The sequence below is a fragment of the Pseudomonas sp. GL-R-26 genome, from assembly GCF_019947365.1.
Taxonomy (GTDB): Bacteria; Pseudomonadota; Gammaproteobacteria; order Pseudomonadales; family Pseudomonadaceae; genus Aquipseudomonas.
The window spans coordinates 184,324-198,184 of record NZ_JAGYGI010000006.1; the positions used below are offsets into that span (position 1 = coordinate 184,324).

The 13,861-nt window shown below is 60.6% G+C and carries 15 protein-coding genes; 6 read left to right on the forward strand and 9 right to left on the reverse strand.

Annotated features, from left to right (window positions below; all coding sequences use genetic code 11):
* Positions 1–111 precede the first annotated feature (111 nt).
* Positions 112–846, reverse strand: coding sequence for a thioesterase II family protein (locus KGA96_RS09030; RefSeq protein WP_046043178.1), 735 nt, complete (start codon positions 844–846; stop codon positions 112–114).
* Positions 847–1,348: 502 nt separating this feature from the next.
* Here KGA96_RS09030 and KGA96_RS09035 point away from each other — a divergent pair.
* A complete protein-coding gene (locus KGA96_RS09035) occupies positions 1,349–1,738 on the forward strand; it encodes a hypothetical protein (RefSeq protein ID WP_046043179.1) in 390 nt (129 codons plus the stop codon).
* 11 nt (positions 1,739–1,749) lie between these two features.
* Positions 1,750–2,382 carry a BRCT domain-containing protein gene (locus KGA96_RS09040; RefSeq protein WP_046043180.1) on the forward strand — a complete coding sequence of 211 codons (633 nt, stop codon included), beginning with the start codon at positions 1,750–1,752 and terminating at the stop codon, positions 2,380–2,382.
* 38 nt (positions 2,383–2,420) lie between these two features.
* Here KGA96_RS09040 and KGA96_RS09045 read toward each other — a convergent pair whose 3' ends face one another.
* Complete coding sequence (locus KGA96_RS09045) at positions 2,421–3,404, reverse strand: GlxA family transcriptional regulator (RefSeq protein ID WP_046043181.1); 984 nt, start codon at positions 3,402–3,404, stop codon at positions 2,421–2,423.
* Between the two features lie 89 nt (positions 3,405–3,493).
* Between KGA96_RS09045 and inhA the strand changes: the two genes are divergently transcribed.
* Entirely contained in the window at positions 3,494–4,180 is a 687-nt protein-coding gene (gene inhA, locus KGA96_RS09050; RefSeq protein WP_223512484.1) for an isonitrile hydratase, read from the forward strand.
* 286 nt (positions 4,181–4,466) lie between these two features.
* On the opposite strand, the gene KGA96_RS09055 is transcribed toward inhA, so the two are convergent.
* A complete protein-coding gene (locus KGA96_RS09055; protein WP_046043183.1) occupies positions 4,467–4,955 on the reverse strand; it encodes an SRPBCC family protein in 489 nt (162 codons plus the stop codon).
* 198 nt (positions 4,956–5,153) lie between these two features.
* Between KGA96_RS09055 and KGA96_RS09060 the strand changes: the two genes are divergently transcribed.
* A complete protein-coding gene (locus KGA96_RS09060; protein WP_223465804.1) occupies positions 5,154–5,552 on the forward strand; it encodes a GFA family protein in 399 nt (132 codons plus the stop codon).
* A gap of 62 nt (positions 5,553–5,614) precedes the next feature.
* Positions 5,615–6,016, forward strand: a complete 402-nt coding sequence (locus KGA96_RS09065; protein ID WP_223512492.1) for a lysozyme inhibitor LprI family protein — start codon at positions 5,615–5,617, stop codon at positions 6,014–6,016.
* Positions 6,017–6,135: 119 nt separating this feature from the next.
* On the opposite strand, the gene peaD is transcribed toward KGA96_RS09065, so the two are convergent.
* The 5 genes from peaD to KGA96_RS09090 all read right to left on the reverse strand — a co-directional run bounded on the left by peaD (position 6,136) and on the right by KGA96_RS09090 (position 11,162).
* A complete protein-coding gene (gene peaD / locus KGA96_RS09070) occupies positions 6,136–7,254 on the reverse strand; it encodes a quinohemoprotein amine dehydrogenase subunit beta (protein ID WP_223465799.1) in 1,119 nt (372 codons plus the stop codon).
* Between the two features lie 23 nt (positions 7,255–7,277).
* A complete protein-coding gene (qhpC, locus tag KGA96_RS09075) occupies positions 7,278–7,601 on the reverse strand; it encodes a quinohemoprotein amine dehydrogenase subunit gamma (protein ID WP_008016081.1) in 324 nt (107 codons plus the stop codon).
* Position 7,602: 1 nt separating this feature from the next.
* The gene (peaB, locus tag KGA96_RS09080; protein WP_008056152.1) at positions 7,603–9,033 is read right to left on the reverse strand and encodes a quinohemoprotein amine dehydrogenase maturation protein; all 1,431 of its coding nucleotides are present in this window, start codon (positions 9,031–9,033) and stop codon (positions 7,603–7,605) included.
* Positions 9,034–9,129: 96 nt separating this feature from the next.
* Positions 9,130–10,710, reverse strand: a complete 1,581-nt coding sequence (peaA, locus tag KGA96_RS09085; RefSeq protein ID WP_223512494.1) for a quinohemoprotein amine dehydrogenase subunit alpha — start codon at positions 10,708–10,710, stop codon at positions 9,130–9,132.
* Positions 10,710–11,162, reverse strand: a complete 453-nt coding sequence (locus KGA96_RS09090) for a hypothetical protein (protein ID WP_223465795.1) — start codon at positions 11,160–11,162, stop codon at positions 10,710–10,712. Before KGA96_RS09090 ends, peaA begins: the two co-directional genes overlap by 1 nt.
* A gap of 15 nt (positions 11,163–11,177) precedes the next feature.
* Here KGA96_RS09090 and KGA96_RS09095 point away from each other — a divergent pair, with 15 nt between their 5' ends.
* The gene (locus tag KGA96_RS09095; RefSeq protein WP_223465793.1) at positions 11,178–12,668 is read left to right on the forward strand and encodes an aldehyde dehydrogenase family protein; all 1,491 of its coding nucleotides are present in this window, start codon (positions 11,178–11,180) and stop codon (positions 12,666–12,668) included.
* Between the two features lie 103 nt (positions 12,669–12,771).
* Here KGA96_RS09095 and KGA96_RS09100 read toward each other — a convergent pair whose 3' ends face one another.
* Positions 12,772–13,770 carry an acyltransferase family protein gene (locus KGA96_RS09100; protein ID WP_223465791.1) on the reverse strand — a complete coding sequence of 333 codons (999 nt, stop codon included), beginning with the start codon at positions 13,768–13,770 and terminating at the stop codon, positions 12,772–12,774.
* Positions 13,771–13,861 lie beyond the last annotated feature (91 nt).

Below are 13,861 nucleotides of genomic sequence, written 5' to 3' on the forward strand. Positions count from 1 at the left end.
GGAGCGGGCTTGCCCGCGAAGGCGGTGTGTCAGACAACGGGTATGTTGCTGACACTCCCTCTTCGCGGGCAAGCCCGCTCCCACAGGTTTTGTGGTGATTTCAGAGCAGGTCTAACCCACCGCCAGCAACCCATGCCTTCGACGATGCACCTCAAGCTGATCCTTGATCACCCGCAGCACCTTCGCTTCCTGCTCATGGATGAAGAAGTGCCCACCCGCCAGCATGTCCACCGAAAAGCTGCCACGGGTTTCCTGGCTCCAGCCGATCAACTGCTCGGCGGTGGCGCGGTCGGTCTTGCCGCCGAGCACATGCACCGGGCACTTGAGCAACGGGCGCTGCACCGGTTCGAATCGCCCGCACAGCAGGAAGTCCGCGCGCAGCACCGGCAGGGTCAGGCTCATCAACTCTTCGTTGGCCAGGATCTCTTCGCTGGTGCCGTTGAGGGTGCGCAGTTGCTCGATCAGTTCGGCGTCGCTTTTAGGCTGGGCAAAGCCCCGGTCATAGTCGGCGCGCAGGGTCGGGGCGGCAGTGCCCGAGGCGAACAGCGCTACCGGCTCCGGGCAACCCAGCGACCGAAACGCATGGGCCATCTCGCAGGCCAGCAGCGCGCCCATGCTATGGCCGAACAACGCGTACGGCGCCTTGAGCGTGTTTTTTTGTTCCTGGGCCAGTTGCAGCGCCAGGCGGCGCATGTCGGTGTGCAAGGGCTCGCCGTACCGCGCGCCACGCCCCGGCAGTTCCACCGGTTGCAGCGTGAGCCACTGCGGCAGCTTGCGCCGCCAACGGCTATAGACCATGGCACTCGCGCCCGAATAGGGCAGGCACAGCAATGTCAGCGGGGTCACCGGGTTTTCCTCGAAAGTTGTCTGTTTGGAGAACGGACGAGGTGCCCAAAGAATTAGCCATGTGAGTAACCCTGTGGGAGCGAGCTTGCTCGCGATGACGGTGTGTCATGCAACATTGATGTCGACTGACACGACGCATTCGCGAGCAAGCCCGCTCCCACAATGGCCGGCTTACACCAATAAACTGTGGCGAGGGAGCTTGTCGGATCGCCGCACCGTCCCGCTCGGCTGCGCAGCAGTCGCAAAACCGCTTAAACACCAAACAACTGACAGATCACGCATGCAATTCAAGGGGTTGTTTCACAACCCAGCGGGACGGTGCGGCGATCCGACAAGCTCCCTCGCCAAAGGTGGTGTGTAGGCCTGAGTCCGACCTGTTATCAACAATATCCTGCCATTTCGCAGGAAATACCCGGTTGCCAGCTGTTACATCCCCACCTAACATCCTTGCTCTACGGGTACAGCGGAGCTGTCCAGAACCACCCGAATTCAAGGAACCAGAATGAGCCAACGCATCCAACGCAGCATCGACTCCCCGCTCCGAACCGGTTTGAACCGCGAAGAACTCTGGGAAGCCGGTGACAAGGGCCTGATCAAATGCTGGGAAGTCGGCCGCCAGCGCGCTGCTCGTTTCCCCGACCTCGCCCGACAGTGCCTTGCCGGCGAGTTGCCGGTACTGGGCTGGAAAGGCGGCGTGAGTCGCAGCCTGAAGAAACTCGAAAAATATGGCTCCCTCAAGTACCTCGCGCAGTGGCAAGGGTTGCGCGGGGAAGACCTGAACGTGGATCTAGCACAGGAACGGGCACTGACATGTGCTCGGACGGGCATGGTGGTGACGTTTACGCCGGATCGGGCGAAGTATTTCAATCAAATAGCGGAAGTTGAATCCTAGGAGCATGGACAATGGTCGATTTGCATCAGGAATTTCAAAACAGTGGATTCTTCCACGAAGCACGCATTGATAGACGTTCAGCCGACGCGCTGGTAGGCATTGCGGCTGGACTCGCTGCCGATGGCAAGATCAACCAGCAGGAAGCCGAGTTTCTCAAGAGCTGGATCGAAGTTCATTTGTGTCATCTGGGTGATCCAGTCGTGAACATCCTCTATAAACGCCTCGCCAACATGCTGAGTGATGGCGTGCTGGACTCCGAAGAATCGGCTGAGCTACTGGACATGCTGCACCAGTTTGCAGGTATGCCGGTTGGCTCTGACCAGATCTTCACAACACCTTGCAGTCTTCCACTCGATAACCCTGCACCCACACTGAACTGGATTGATCGAGTTTTCCTGTTCACTGGGGTTATGGCTTACGGTCCGCGCAAAGAATGCGAGTCGCTGATAGTCGAACGCGGCGGTCTGATTGGTGGTTCGGTCAGCAAAAAAATCAACTATCTGGTGGTCGGCAGCATCGGAAACGATCAATGGCTTCATAGCACTTATGGCACCAAGATCAAAAAAGCCGTTGAACTGAGAGAGAGCGGTGTTCCTATCGCGATCATCAGTGAAGAACACTGGCAAAGGGTGCTGTTCGGGTGACCGTGGGGTAACTGCATCGAGCTAAGGCGAAAAAGGGCTCAAGTCATTGCGGAATCTGCGCCAACACTGACCGAAAAACGCTCACGATAAGCCTGCGGCGTCACGCCCATGGCCCGCAGGAAGCTGCGGCGCAGGGTTTCTTCGCTGCCAAAGCCGCATTGCACCGCCACCCGTTTGATCGGCACGCCGGTATCGCTGAGCAAACGCCGCGCGGTTTCGACGCGGATCAGTTCGATGGCCCGGGCCGGGGTCTGGCCGGTGTCGGCGCGGTAGTGGCGCACGAAGCTGCGTTCGCTCATGCCGGCCTGCAAGGCCAGGGTCGGGATGCCCAGGTCGTGGGTCAGGTTTTCGCTGATCCAGGCGTGAAGTTCGTCGAAACGGTTGCCTTCCTGTTGCAGTGACAGGGTCACGCTGAATTGCGACTGACCACCCGGGCGCTTGAGAAACACCACCAGTTGCCGGGCGACTTCGAGGGCCATGGTGCGCCCCAGATCCTGTTCGACCATGGCCAGCGCCAGGTCGATGCCGGCGGTCACCCCGGCCGAGGTCCAGACCGGGCCGTCGTTGATGAAGATCGGGTTGGGTTCGACATGCAGTCGCGGGTGCTGCTGCGCCAGTTGCTCGCAGCGGGTCCAGTGGGTGACCACGCGCCGGCCGTCGAGCCAGCCGCTGGCCGCCAGCAGGAACGCGCCGGTGCACACCGAGGAAACCCGCCGGCAGCCACGGGCATGTTCGCGCACCCAAGCGACCAACGGCGCATCTTCGGCCGCTACGTAAACGCCCCAGCCACCGGCGATGATCAGGGTGTCGGTGCCCTCCTCCGGTAACGGTTCGGCCAACAGCGCCAAGCCCGCCGATGACATCACCGCCCCGCCGCCGCTGGCAATCACCGTCGGCGCATAGGGTGGCGGCAGGCCTTGCTGGCGAGCGATGTCGTTGGCCGAAGCGAATACCTGCAACGGCCCGGTGACGTCGAGCAATTGCACGTTGGTGAAAGCGAGCACATGGATGGTTTTCGACATTTGGCGTAATTCGTGGGGATATTGGCGTATACGCCAAAGCCTACGAGCCTAGAGTCAAACCGTCCACCCACTTCACGAGAAAAAACACCATGACGTTGCAGATCGGTTTTCTGTTGTTTCCACAGGTTCAACAACTGGACCTGACCGGCCCTTACGACGTACTGGCCTCGCTGCCGGATGTGAAAGTGCATCTGATCTGGAAGGACCTGATGCCAGTCACCGCCAGCACCGGCCTGCTGTTGAAACCGACCACCACTTTCGACGATTGCCCGGCACTGGACGTGATCTGCGTTCCCGGAGGCAGTGGCGTCGGCCCCTTGATGGAAGATGACCAGACCCTGGACTTTCTCAAGGCCCAGGCCGCCAACGCCCGGTACGTCACGTCTGTGTGCACCGGCTCGCTGGTGCTGGGCGCGGCGGGATTGCTCAAGGGTAAACGCGCCACCACTCACTGGGCGTATCACGAATTGCTCAAGCCACTGGGCGCAATTCCGGTGCAAGACCGAGTGGTTCGTGACGGCAATCTGCTGACCGGTGGTGGCATCACCGCCGGTATCGACTTCGCCCTGACCTTGGCCGCCGAGCTGTTCGACCAGGCCACCGCCGAGCTGGTGCAGTTGCAGCTGGAATACGCCCCGGCCCCGCCGTTTACCGCGGGCAGCCCCGAGACGGCCCCGGCCAGAGTGCTGGAGGAGGCTCGCCAGCGGGCTGCCGGCTCGTTGAAGCTGCGGGCGCAGATCACCGAGCGCGCGGCGGCGAAACTCGACCGGCAGTGAAAAAATGGCGGCAGGAACCCGGTTCCTGCCGCCATGACGTTTCATGCGCCCACAAAAAAACCCGCCGAAGCGGGTTTTTCCAAGACCATGACGACTCCTTGTCGTAGCGTTCCTTGCATATGGTCGATCATCCATGATCCTGAGCACTTCCTGTGCTTCAGTGGGTAAGGCCAGAATACGCTTCGGATCCAATTTGTAACAGGCGATATCGCTACCATCGCGTGTAAGACATTCGCTATAAACCACCTTCCGAAAACCCCTAGACGCCTCAGGTTTCGAGCCGATTTCAGCCACTCTGTTGCTCGTGGGACTTGGCATTGTCGATCAAAAACTGCTCGATATTGTTCATTTGCTCTTCCCAGCCGCGACTGTCCATGCGGAAAGCCTTTTCTCGACGGGCCTGGGGAACGTGATCGAAACCGGATTCGGAGACCTTGAGCAACGTGCCGTCGTCCATGTCTTCGAGCTCGAATTTCACCAGGGTGGTGGGTTCCTGGGAGTAATCGACTTCAGGGTTCACGGCATACGGGTGCCAGCGAAACGAAAACAGCCGCTCCGGCTCGACCCGCTCCACCAGCACATTCCAGCGCAAATGTTCATAACCGGGATAGGTAATCTGCCCCTGGGTCCACTCGCCTGCCACAAAACGCTTGCCCGCCAGCGCCACGCCAAACCACTGTCCGAACATTTCGGCATTGGCCAGCACACGCCAGACCTGCGAACGCTTGGTCTTGAGCAGGATTTTCCTTTCGATGCGATCAGATGCTGGGTTCATAAGTCACCTCCTGTACTTGAACAGTAGGTCAGTAAGACCACAAGACCAACTTTAAAGTTGTACCAATGGGGATGTGCAATCAATCATGCCTGAGATATTCGGTCGCATTTGCACGGATAAGTTCTGGGGCTATCGCAAAATCAGTGGGTCGAAACTGCTAACGTTCTGCCTCGAAACAGCATCGAAAAGGATAGCGACATGAACAACCTGCGCGGCAGTTGCCTGTGCAAGGCCATCGAATACGAACTCGACAGCCTCGACATGCCCATCAGCCACTGCCATTGCCAGACCTGCCGCAAGGCACACGCAGCGGCTTTTGCATCGACCGCCGGGGTCATGCGCGAGCATTTTCGCTGGACCAAAGGCCAGGATCGCCTGAGCCGCCATGAATCGTCGCCAGGCAAGTTTCGGTATTTCTGTTCGGCCTGCGGTTCACACCTGATGGCCGAACGGCCGGCCCAACCCCACGTGATCGTTCGGGTGGCGACACTGGATACCGATCCACGGAAGACACCCCAAGCGCATATCTGGACAGCCCATGACGTGCCATGGCTGGAATACGATTCGGTGGAAAAACACACGCAATGGCAAGCGTAGCGGGCTGAATGCCCCTCAGCGCTACACTGCATTTCTCATTCGGTCACAACGAGCACTCCAGCATGAACCCACGCTTACTATTGGCGCTGACGCCCCTGTTGTTCACCTCCATGGCGTTCGCCGTGGATTGTGACAACGCCAACGACCAGGCGACGATGAACCAGTGTGCGGCGCAGCAGAATGCAGCCGCCGACAAGGAATTGAATGCGCTGTACCAGCAGATCACTTCGCGACTCAAGAGCAACCCGGACAGCAAGAAGCAGTTGGTGGGTGCGCAGCGGGCGTGGGTTGCGTTCCGCGATACCGAGTGCAAGTTCTCGGCGTCCGGGGTGGAAGGCGCGAGTGTGTATCCGCTGATCTACAGCAACTGCACCACGGAGCTGACCAAGGCACGGGTTCAGACGTTCAAGAACTACCTGAAGTGCCAGGAGGGGGATATGAGTTGTCCGGTGCCGGGGGTTTGATTTTGCGTTGTTGTTGAGGGCCTCTTCGCGAGCAGGCTCGCTCCCACATTGGATTTGTGGTGCTCACAAAACCTGTGGGAGCGAGCCTGCTCGCGATAGCGTCAGCTCAGGCGTCGCAATTACCGGACAAAAATCTGCGCCGTGGTAATCGCCATGTCCCCGCCCGGCAACTTGATGCTGCCTGTCTGCTTCAGGCTGTCGGCATCAAAGATCGCCACGTCGTTGAAGGTCCCCGCCAGGTAGATCTTGCTGCCGTCCTTGTTGAAGGAAATGCAGTAGTAGGAATGATCGAGCGTGGCGGACTGGAGCATTTTCTTCTGTTTGATGTCGTACTTGGCCAGGCGGTTAAGCACGCCAAACATCAGGTTCGGGTCCTTGGGCGAGCGCATGCCGCTGAAGTAGATTTCCGTCAAAGGCCCGAAGTCGGTGGTTTCGGTCTTGCCGGTCTTCAGGTCAACGCTGAACAGGCCGTACAGGTATTCGGCGGTGGCCGGGTCCTGTTTCTTGTCCTTGAACTTCGCGGCGGTGTAGAGCAGCGAGAAGTCATGCCGGTAGGTCTGCTGGTTCCACACGTAGAGCACGTCCGGCGCGCTGTAGTTCGGGCGCTTCCAGTGGCGGCTGGGGATCAGCACGTCGAACTTGCCGGTTTGCACATTGACCTTGTAGACGTCCGCCCCGGCTACATACAAGGTGCCGTCGTCACCGCTCTGCATGATGGTCAACTGGCGCGGCGCCGGGAAACTGCGCACCGGCTTGGCGTCCATGCCGGCGTCGGTCTTGTACACATCGAGCCGGGGCTGCTGCACTTCGTAGCGATCGTTCATCATCAGCGTCGGGTTGGCGACGGTGAACAGTTCCTTGCCGTCGTGGCTGAGGGTGAAGGCGAACATCGAGCGCGCTTTCTCCCCAGGTTTCTGGGTGATGCTGGCGTGGAACACCTGTTTGCAACTGTCCAGTTCGACACCGTAGACGTCCGCATAGTGATTGTTCAGCACGTAGGCGGTCTTGCGGTCCGGCGACAGTTGCACGGTGCCGGGGCCGAAGGCGTCGGGCATCTTGCAGGTCTTGAACAGCGTGTCAGTGGCCAGGTCGATCACGTGCAGGTTGTTCGGGTAGTTGGTGGTCAACATGTACTCGTGACCGTCTTGCAGTGCGGTGTTTTCATCGGCCAGGACACTGACCGAACAGCTGCTCAGAACGGCGAACGCGGCCAGGCCGCAGGCTTTGATATTACGCATGCTGGAATCCTTCTGATATCCGATCACTTGTCTTTCGGGAAGACAGTGCCGAGGTTGCGCCAGTTGTCGTTGGACGCCTGGGCATCCTTGTTCCAGTCCGGGTAGGTGCTCATCATGTCGGGCACCTGGGCCGGCCACCAGCAGGGGTCGGAGCAACCGTAGAGGTCGGCCTCCATCGGCTGGCACAGCGACGACACACCGCCGAACGCATCGATTTCCCAGCCCGGGTCGGTGGTCGAGGCACAGCCCGCCACGGAACTCATGGCCACCACTTCTTCAATGCGGTTTTCATCCGCGGCCTGATCCAGCTTCAACGCTTTGTTATTGATTGCCTTGAGATGTTTCATATCAGTGAGCCTTGCGCGGAGTGATGTAACTGCTGATGAACGCAGGGTTATTGGCCATGATCCGGGTGTAGACCTCGATGCCGAAGTCGACCCAGTCACGCATCAGTTCGCAGTAGTGATAGGTCGGGTGCGTCGGATCGCCGTAGCGGGCGTAGCTCTCGTGGTAGCAGCCGCCGGAACACAGGTTGCGGATCTGGCAGTCTTCGCACCCGGTGTTGGTGCGGTCCAGGCGCTGGGACAGGAAGTCGTTCAACTCCACCTGTTTCACGCCGCTGTGGACATTGCCGAAGGTCGGCAGGCTCGAACCGGTAAAGCGGTGGCACAGGTTCAGTTCGCCCTTGTGATCCACCGCCAGCATCTTCAGGCCCGCGCCGCATGGCAGGGCTTTCTTGTGGCCTTCGTGGATGTCGGTGATGAGCTGGTGCAGGTTGGAGAAACCGATGTTGCGGTGCTCCAGCGCCGCTTCCAGATAGCGTCGACCGAGGGCCTTCATGTTGGCGAACACCTGCACCAGTTCATCGCTGGTGAGGTTGAAGCTGCTGATGTCGCCGGAGGTCACCGGGGCGAAGCCGACTTCGGCAAAACCCAGTTCGTTGAACAGGTGATCCCAGATGGTTTCGACGTCGGTCACGCCGGTGGTGAGCGTTACGCGGGCACCGACCGGACGGCTGTTGTAGCGCGACAGCAGCATCTCGGCCTTGCGCCGCACCACGTCGTACGTGCCCTGCCCGCCCACGGTGATACGGTTGCGGTCGTGCACGGTCTTCGGCCCGTCGATGCTCACCGACAGCCCGAAACGGTGGGCGTTGAGGTAGTCCACGGTTTCTTCGGTGAGCAGCGTGGCGTTGGTGGTCATGACGAATTCGACGAACTTGCCCGCCTCGCGAAAACGCTTCTCACAGTAGTCGACCATGTACTCGATCAGCTTGCGGTTGCTCAGCGGTTCGCCGCCGAAGAACACCACGGTGAAACGCTCTTCGTCCGGGGATTCGCGCAGCAGCATTTCTACCGAGGCGATCGCCGTTTCGACGTCCATCTTCTTGCCCGCCGACGGCTTGTCGAGGTCTTCCTTGTAGCAATACGTGCAGCTCAGGTTGCAGCCGGTGTTGACGTTGAGCACCACGGTATTGATCGCCGTGCGCTCGACACGCTTGGTGGCGATGTCCGGGGTCAGCGGCGAACCGTCGCTGACCAGTTCCAGGGCCATCAGCTCGCGCAGGGTCTCGGTGATTTCCTCGCCGTTGAAACGCGCGGCCAGGCGCTGGATCAGGTCGTCCGAGGAACAACCGGGCCCGCGCAAGGTATCGATGATGGTACCCGTCAGTTCATCGCTGGCGAACAGCGAACTGCTGGGGATGTGAAACAGCATGCGGTCTGCATCGACCTGCACTTCGTGCAGGTTGCGTTCGACCAGATTCAAGATAGCGCCCATTGCCAACCTCCTGTGCAGGCCCCGCTTGGCGGGGCTTGCGGTCATTCCGAAAAGTGTCTGTAGCCTTGAAGCCGTGTTAAGCCAAGGACAGCCAACTCATGGAATGGGTGGATTGTTCCAGCGTTGCACGGTCACGATCATGTGGCCTTCACCGGTCAGGGATTTCCCCGCGTCGTCGACGGCGGCGATCACCTTGAGGTTGCCGGCATTGTTGGTGGACATCTTGCGTGCCGGGTTTGGCCCGGCATCGCCCGGGGTGAACACGCCCGCGTCGGCCTGCATGGTGCCGGCGAACTTGACGTCTTCGTCTTCCTTGGCGCGGTCGTCGAAGGCTTCGACTTTCCACTGCGCCGGGAACACACCGATGCGATACGGCTTGCCGTCAGCGCCCTTGCCCCAGGCTTCCGCGTCGAAACGCCCCTGGACTTTCGGCGTCGAACCACCGCCCTCGCCGATCCGTGCCACCGAGAACTCCGGCACAACCTTGACCGAGGCAATCTTGCTGTACACCGACAGACTCGGGCCCTTCAACGCGCCGACGCTGACCGCGCGCACGCCCGGTTGGGCATTGGCGGCGGCCTTGAGCTTGACCTTGATCCGCTCAGGGCTCTGCTCGACCACTTCGAGCACTTCCACGCCTTTGCCGAAGTCCGGCTTGCCGCTCATGCCGCTGCCGATCAGGGTCACTTCGGTTTCGCTGCCAGCCTTCAGATAGCCCGGCTGCACCGCCAGCAAACGGTTGGAACCCTGCTTGGCGGCGACGAAGTCCAGGCCGCGCTCGTCGTGCTCGGCCTCGAACATCCGGCCCTGCATCGCATTGCCTTGGGCGGCGAACACCTGGCGCATGGTCACGCCATCGATGGTCACGTTGCCGCGCCATTCGTAGCCGGTGTAGAGAATCGCGCTGCCGTCGCCATTGAACGGGCTGCCGTCGGCGTACTGACCTTTGACGCTGACCTTGAAGGTGTCGCTGCCATCGGCACTCACAGTCATGACACCGGCCAGCTCACCCTTGCCCGGCAAGTGGCCGCTGAAGCTCCAGTCGCCCACCAGAGCACCGGCTTTGGGCGCCGCGCTCTGCCATTTTTTCCAGGCCGGGTTGTCCAGCGGATAACGCTTGGCCAGCAGCGGCACCATGTCCTTGCGGGCGATGTCGAACCAGTCGCGGTCCCGGGCCAGCGCCTGGTACTCCAGGGACGGCCACTGACCGAGGTGGAAGTTCACCAGGCGCTCCCACTCCTGGGCCGGACGCCGTTGCAGGGCAACCCGTGCACCGGAGTGGCAGCGGCCGCACATCTGGCTGGTCTGGTCGTCGAAGTGTTCGACGGTGTTGAGTCGCCGCTCCAGCGCATAACGCACGCCATCGGTTTCGCTCGGCGCCAGGCCCTGGGTGTCAGCCAGGTACTTGACCAGCGTGCGACGGTCGTCATCGCTGATCTGCAAACCGTGCATGGTCTGCATACGGGCGATGCTCATCAACCAGCCTTCCGGCGTTTTGCGCTGGTGGCTGATGCGGCTGAGAGCGTTATCGGCTTCGGGGGTGTGACAGCCCTGACAGGTTTCCTTGAGGATGGTCTGGGCGTCGCGGGCTGCCAGGCTATGAGGCGAATGCAGCGCTACTAAAGCGGCTACGGCCAGCAGGCTGGCGCTCATGCCTGATCGGAGTTTTCTCTTCATCAACGTCGAACCTCGCACGGTGCGTTCTTATTGTTGTGGCTTATCGTTTTTATGGTTTCTGCCGCCGGCGGTGTACCGCTGACGGAGGCAAGAGAAACGTCTGCGATGAGCAATACACAGAGCGTGCCAGCTTGCGGATAAGCTTTTTTATCAATTACTTGCGTTGATTTGTCTGCATTGACCGGTGCGTGGATGTGGTCCGCTGCGTCTAGTTTCGCGACAGCTGTTGCAGTCTGAGACAGCATAGTTGCCCGGCCAAAACTGTTCATTGGCCCACGATTGACGGCCGTGGCGGACAGGTGCTGCGTTGTCTCAACGGCTGTCGCGAATTGCGACAAACCACCCGGTCTTCTCCACTGCCGTTCATCAAGCAAAACCACGCCAGCCAAGGCCGAACCAGCGTTCTCGCGGACTTGGCACAGCCATTGCGAAAGCCCGGTTCTCACGAACAACAAGAGGCCTCGCCAATGTCGCTCCCAAACCTGCTTCCCGCCACTTCGGCATTCATCCAGCGCGCCCCGCGCATGCTCATCGGCGGTGGCTGGGTCGAGGCCGCCGACGGCCAGACCATGCCCCTGCACAACCCGGCCACCGGTGAGGTGTTGTGCGTGGTGCCACGGGCAACCCCGGAGGATGTCGACCGCGCCGTTCTCGCCGCCCGCCAGGCGTTCGACGACTCAGCCTGGACCCGCACCCGTCCCCGGGAGCGGCAGAACCTGCTGTGGAAACTCGCCGACCTGATGCAGCGCGACGCCGAGTTGCTGGCGCAGCTGGAATGCCTGAACAACGGTAAAAGCGCGGCGGTGGCCCAGGTGATGGACGTGCAACTGTCCATCGACTTCCTGCGCTACATGGCCGGTTGGGCGACCAAGATCGAAGGTTCTACGGTTGACGTGTCGGCACCGCTGATGCCCAACGACCAGTTCCACAGTTTCATTCGACGCGAAGCGGTGGGCGTGGTCGGCGCCATCGTTGCCTGGAACTTCCCGCTGTTGCTGGCCTGCTGGAAACTAGGTCCGGCCCTGGCCACCGGTTGTACGGTGGTGCTCAAACCCGCCGACGAAACCCCGCTGACCGCACTGAAACTCGCCGAGCTGGTGCTGGAAGCCGGTTATCCCGAAGGCGTGTTCAACGTGGTCACCGGCACCGGCATCACCGCAGGTTCGGCCCTGACCCACAACCCGCTGGTGGACAAGCTGACCTTCACCGGCTCCACTGCGGTGGGCAAGCAAATCGGCAAGATCGCCATGGATTCCATGACCCGGGTCACCCTGGAACTGGGCGGCAAATCGCCAACCATCGTCATGGCCGACGCTGACCTGAAAACCGCCGCGGCCGGGGCCGCCAGCGCGATCTTCTTCAACCAGGGCCAGGTCTGCTGCGCAGGTTCCAGGCTGTATGTGCAGCGCAAGCACTTCGACAATGTGGTGGCGGACATCAGCGACATCGCCAACGCCATGAAACTCGGCAACGGCCTGGACCCGAGCGTCGACTTGGGGCCATTGATCTCGGCGCGGCAGCAGGAGCGCGTCTACGGGTACATCGAAAAGGGCCGGGAAAGCGGTGCGACCATCGCCTGCGGCGGTGAACAGTTCGGGCCGGGGTTCTTCGTCAAGCCGACAGTGATTGTCGACGTCGATCAGAAGCACTCACTGGTGCAGGAAGAAATCTTCGGGCCGGTGCTGGTGGCGATTCCGTTCGATGACGAGGCCGATGCCCTGCGCATGGCCAACGACAGCCCCTACGGCCTGGGGGCGAGCATCTGGTCCAATGACCTGGCGGCGGTGCACCGGATGATTCCACGGATCAAGTCAGGATCGGTGTGGGTCAACTGCCACAGCGCCCTGGACCCGGCGTTGCCATTCGGCGGCTACAAGATGTCCGGGGTCGGGCGTGAGATGGGGTATGCGGCGATCGAGCATTACACCGAGCTGAAGTCGGTGTTGATCAAATTGTAATTTGCAGCGTTCTTTAGTCCGCTTTCGCGGGCAAGCCCGCTCCCACATCGGAATGCGTTCCCCGGTGGGAGCGGGCTCGCCCGCGAAGGCGCCCCCCCAGCCACTACGCCTCTGTTTTGCGGCCCTGCGGTTGACCCACCCCAGTTTTTGCGCCGGCCCGAAGCGCGTGACGAAGCTTCAGGGCCGGCCGTTCGACGCAGTAGTACGAAACGCCGCTGAGCAGCAACGACAAGGCCAGCACCGTTGCAACAATGGCCCCATCGTAGGCAACCGACCAGATAGCGTGCAGGAAGTACATCACCACATAGTGATTCAGGAACACGCCGTAGCTGATATTGCCGAGGAACTCGTCAATCCGGTGAAACCTGAGCTTTGTCAGCAGGTACACGGCCGGCACGCCCAGCGCTATGCCGGCGGTCACTTCGGCATTGAACGGTCGGCGCTCTATCCATCCCGCCATGATGGCCGCAAACATCAGGGCCGCCACCACGGTGGTGCCGGCAGCGATCGCCAGATCCTTCGGCTGCGCTTTGTACAGGTAGCTGCCGCACAGGAACATGAACAGTACGCCCGGCAATAGACGGTAGCCGTACAGGTCGGTGTTGATGAAACCCAGGCACGCGACCATGAAGACAACGACCGATAGAGCAAACGCAACGCCCCGCGCCCTGTAGATGATCAGGAAAGGGATCACCAGGTAGAAGCACATCTCAAGCCCCAAAGACCAGGCCGGCGGCAAGATCCACGATCCTGCCGCTCCGAACATGTAGAAACCGAGTGGCACAATAGCCAGGCTTGCGGCGATGTTGCGCAGCGTCAGCTCGGCGGCTTGAGGCGTGCCGGGCAGCAGGAAATAGATCACCGCACAGGAAACTGCGAAGTAGAACAGGAATTGAGGGTAGAGCCGCAGGGCGCGGTCCAGGTAGAACAGGCCGACTTTCTCCGGCGCCTTGTAGTTGCGCTCGATCAGCGAGGTCATCACGAAACCGCTGATGATCAGGAAGGACATCACGGCAATCACGCCGGGGTTTAGCCCCATGAACGTCTTGCCCATATGAGAAACGGCCACCAGAACGGCCAATAGCAGACGATAGACTCCCACTTACACCCCAAAATTCCTTGTCGTTATGGCGCGTAAATTACGATGCTTTGCGCTGGGAGAACAGGCTTTTCGCCGGCTCCGGAGGTTCTTC

Excerpts from the sequence above, each read along its gene's own strand:
- KGA96_RS09035 (WP_046043179.1), top strand. The coding sequence starts at position 1,349 with ATGAGCCAACGCATCCAACGCAGCATCGACTCCCCGCTCCGAACCGGT.
- KGA96_RS09040 (WP_046043180.1), top strand. The coding sequence starts at position 1,750 with ATGGTCGATTTGCATCAGGAATTTCAAAACAGTGGATTCTTCCACGAA.
- KGA96_RS09045 (WP_046043181.1), bottom strand. The coding sequence starts at position 3,404 with ATGTCGAAAACCATCCATGTGCTCGCTTTCACCAACGTGCAATTGCTC.
- inhA (WP_223512484.1), top strand. The coding sequence starts at position 3,494 with ATGACGTTGCAGATCGGTTTTCTGTTGTTTCCACAGGTTCAACAACTG.
- KGA96_RS09055 (WP_046043183.1), bottom strand. The coding sequence starts at position 4,955 with ATGAACCCAGCATCTGATCGCATCGAAAGGAAAATCCTGCTCAAGACC.
- KGA96_RS09060 (WP_223465804.1), top strand. The coding sequence starts at position 5,154 with ATGAACAACCTGCGCGGCAGTTGCCTGTGCAAGGCCATCGAATACGAA.
- KGA96_RS09065 (WP_223512492.1), top strand. The coding sequence starts at position 5,615 with ATGAACCCACGCTTACTATTGGCGCTGACGCCCCTGTTGTTCACCTCC.
- peaD (WP_223465799.1), bottom strand. The coding sequence starts at position 7,254 with ATGCGTAATATCAAAGCCTGCGGCCTGGCCGCGTTCGCCGTTCTGAGC.
- qhpC (WP_008016081.1), bottom strand. The coding sequence starts at position 7,601 with ATGAAACATCTCAAGGCAATCAATAACAAAGCGTTGAAGCTGGATCAG.
- peaB (WP_008056152.1), bottom strand. The coding sequence starts at position 9,033 with ATGGGCGCTATCTTGAATCTGGTCGAACGCAACCTGCACGAAGTGCAG.
- peaA (WP_223512494.1), bottom strand. The coding sequence starts at position 10,710 with ATGAAGAGAAAACTCCGATCAGGCATGAGCGCCAGCCTGCTGGCCGTA.
- KGA96_RS09095 (WP_223465793.1), top strand. The coding sequence starts at position 11,178 with ATGTCGCTCCCAAACCTGCTTCCCGCCACTTCGGCATTCATCCAGCGC.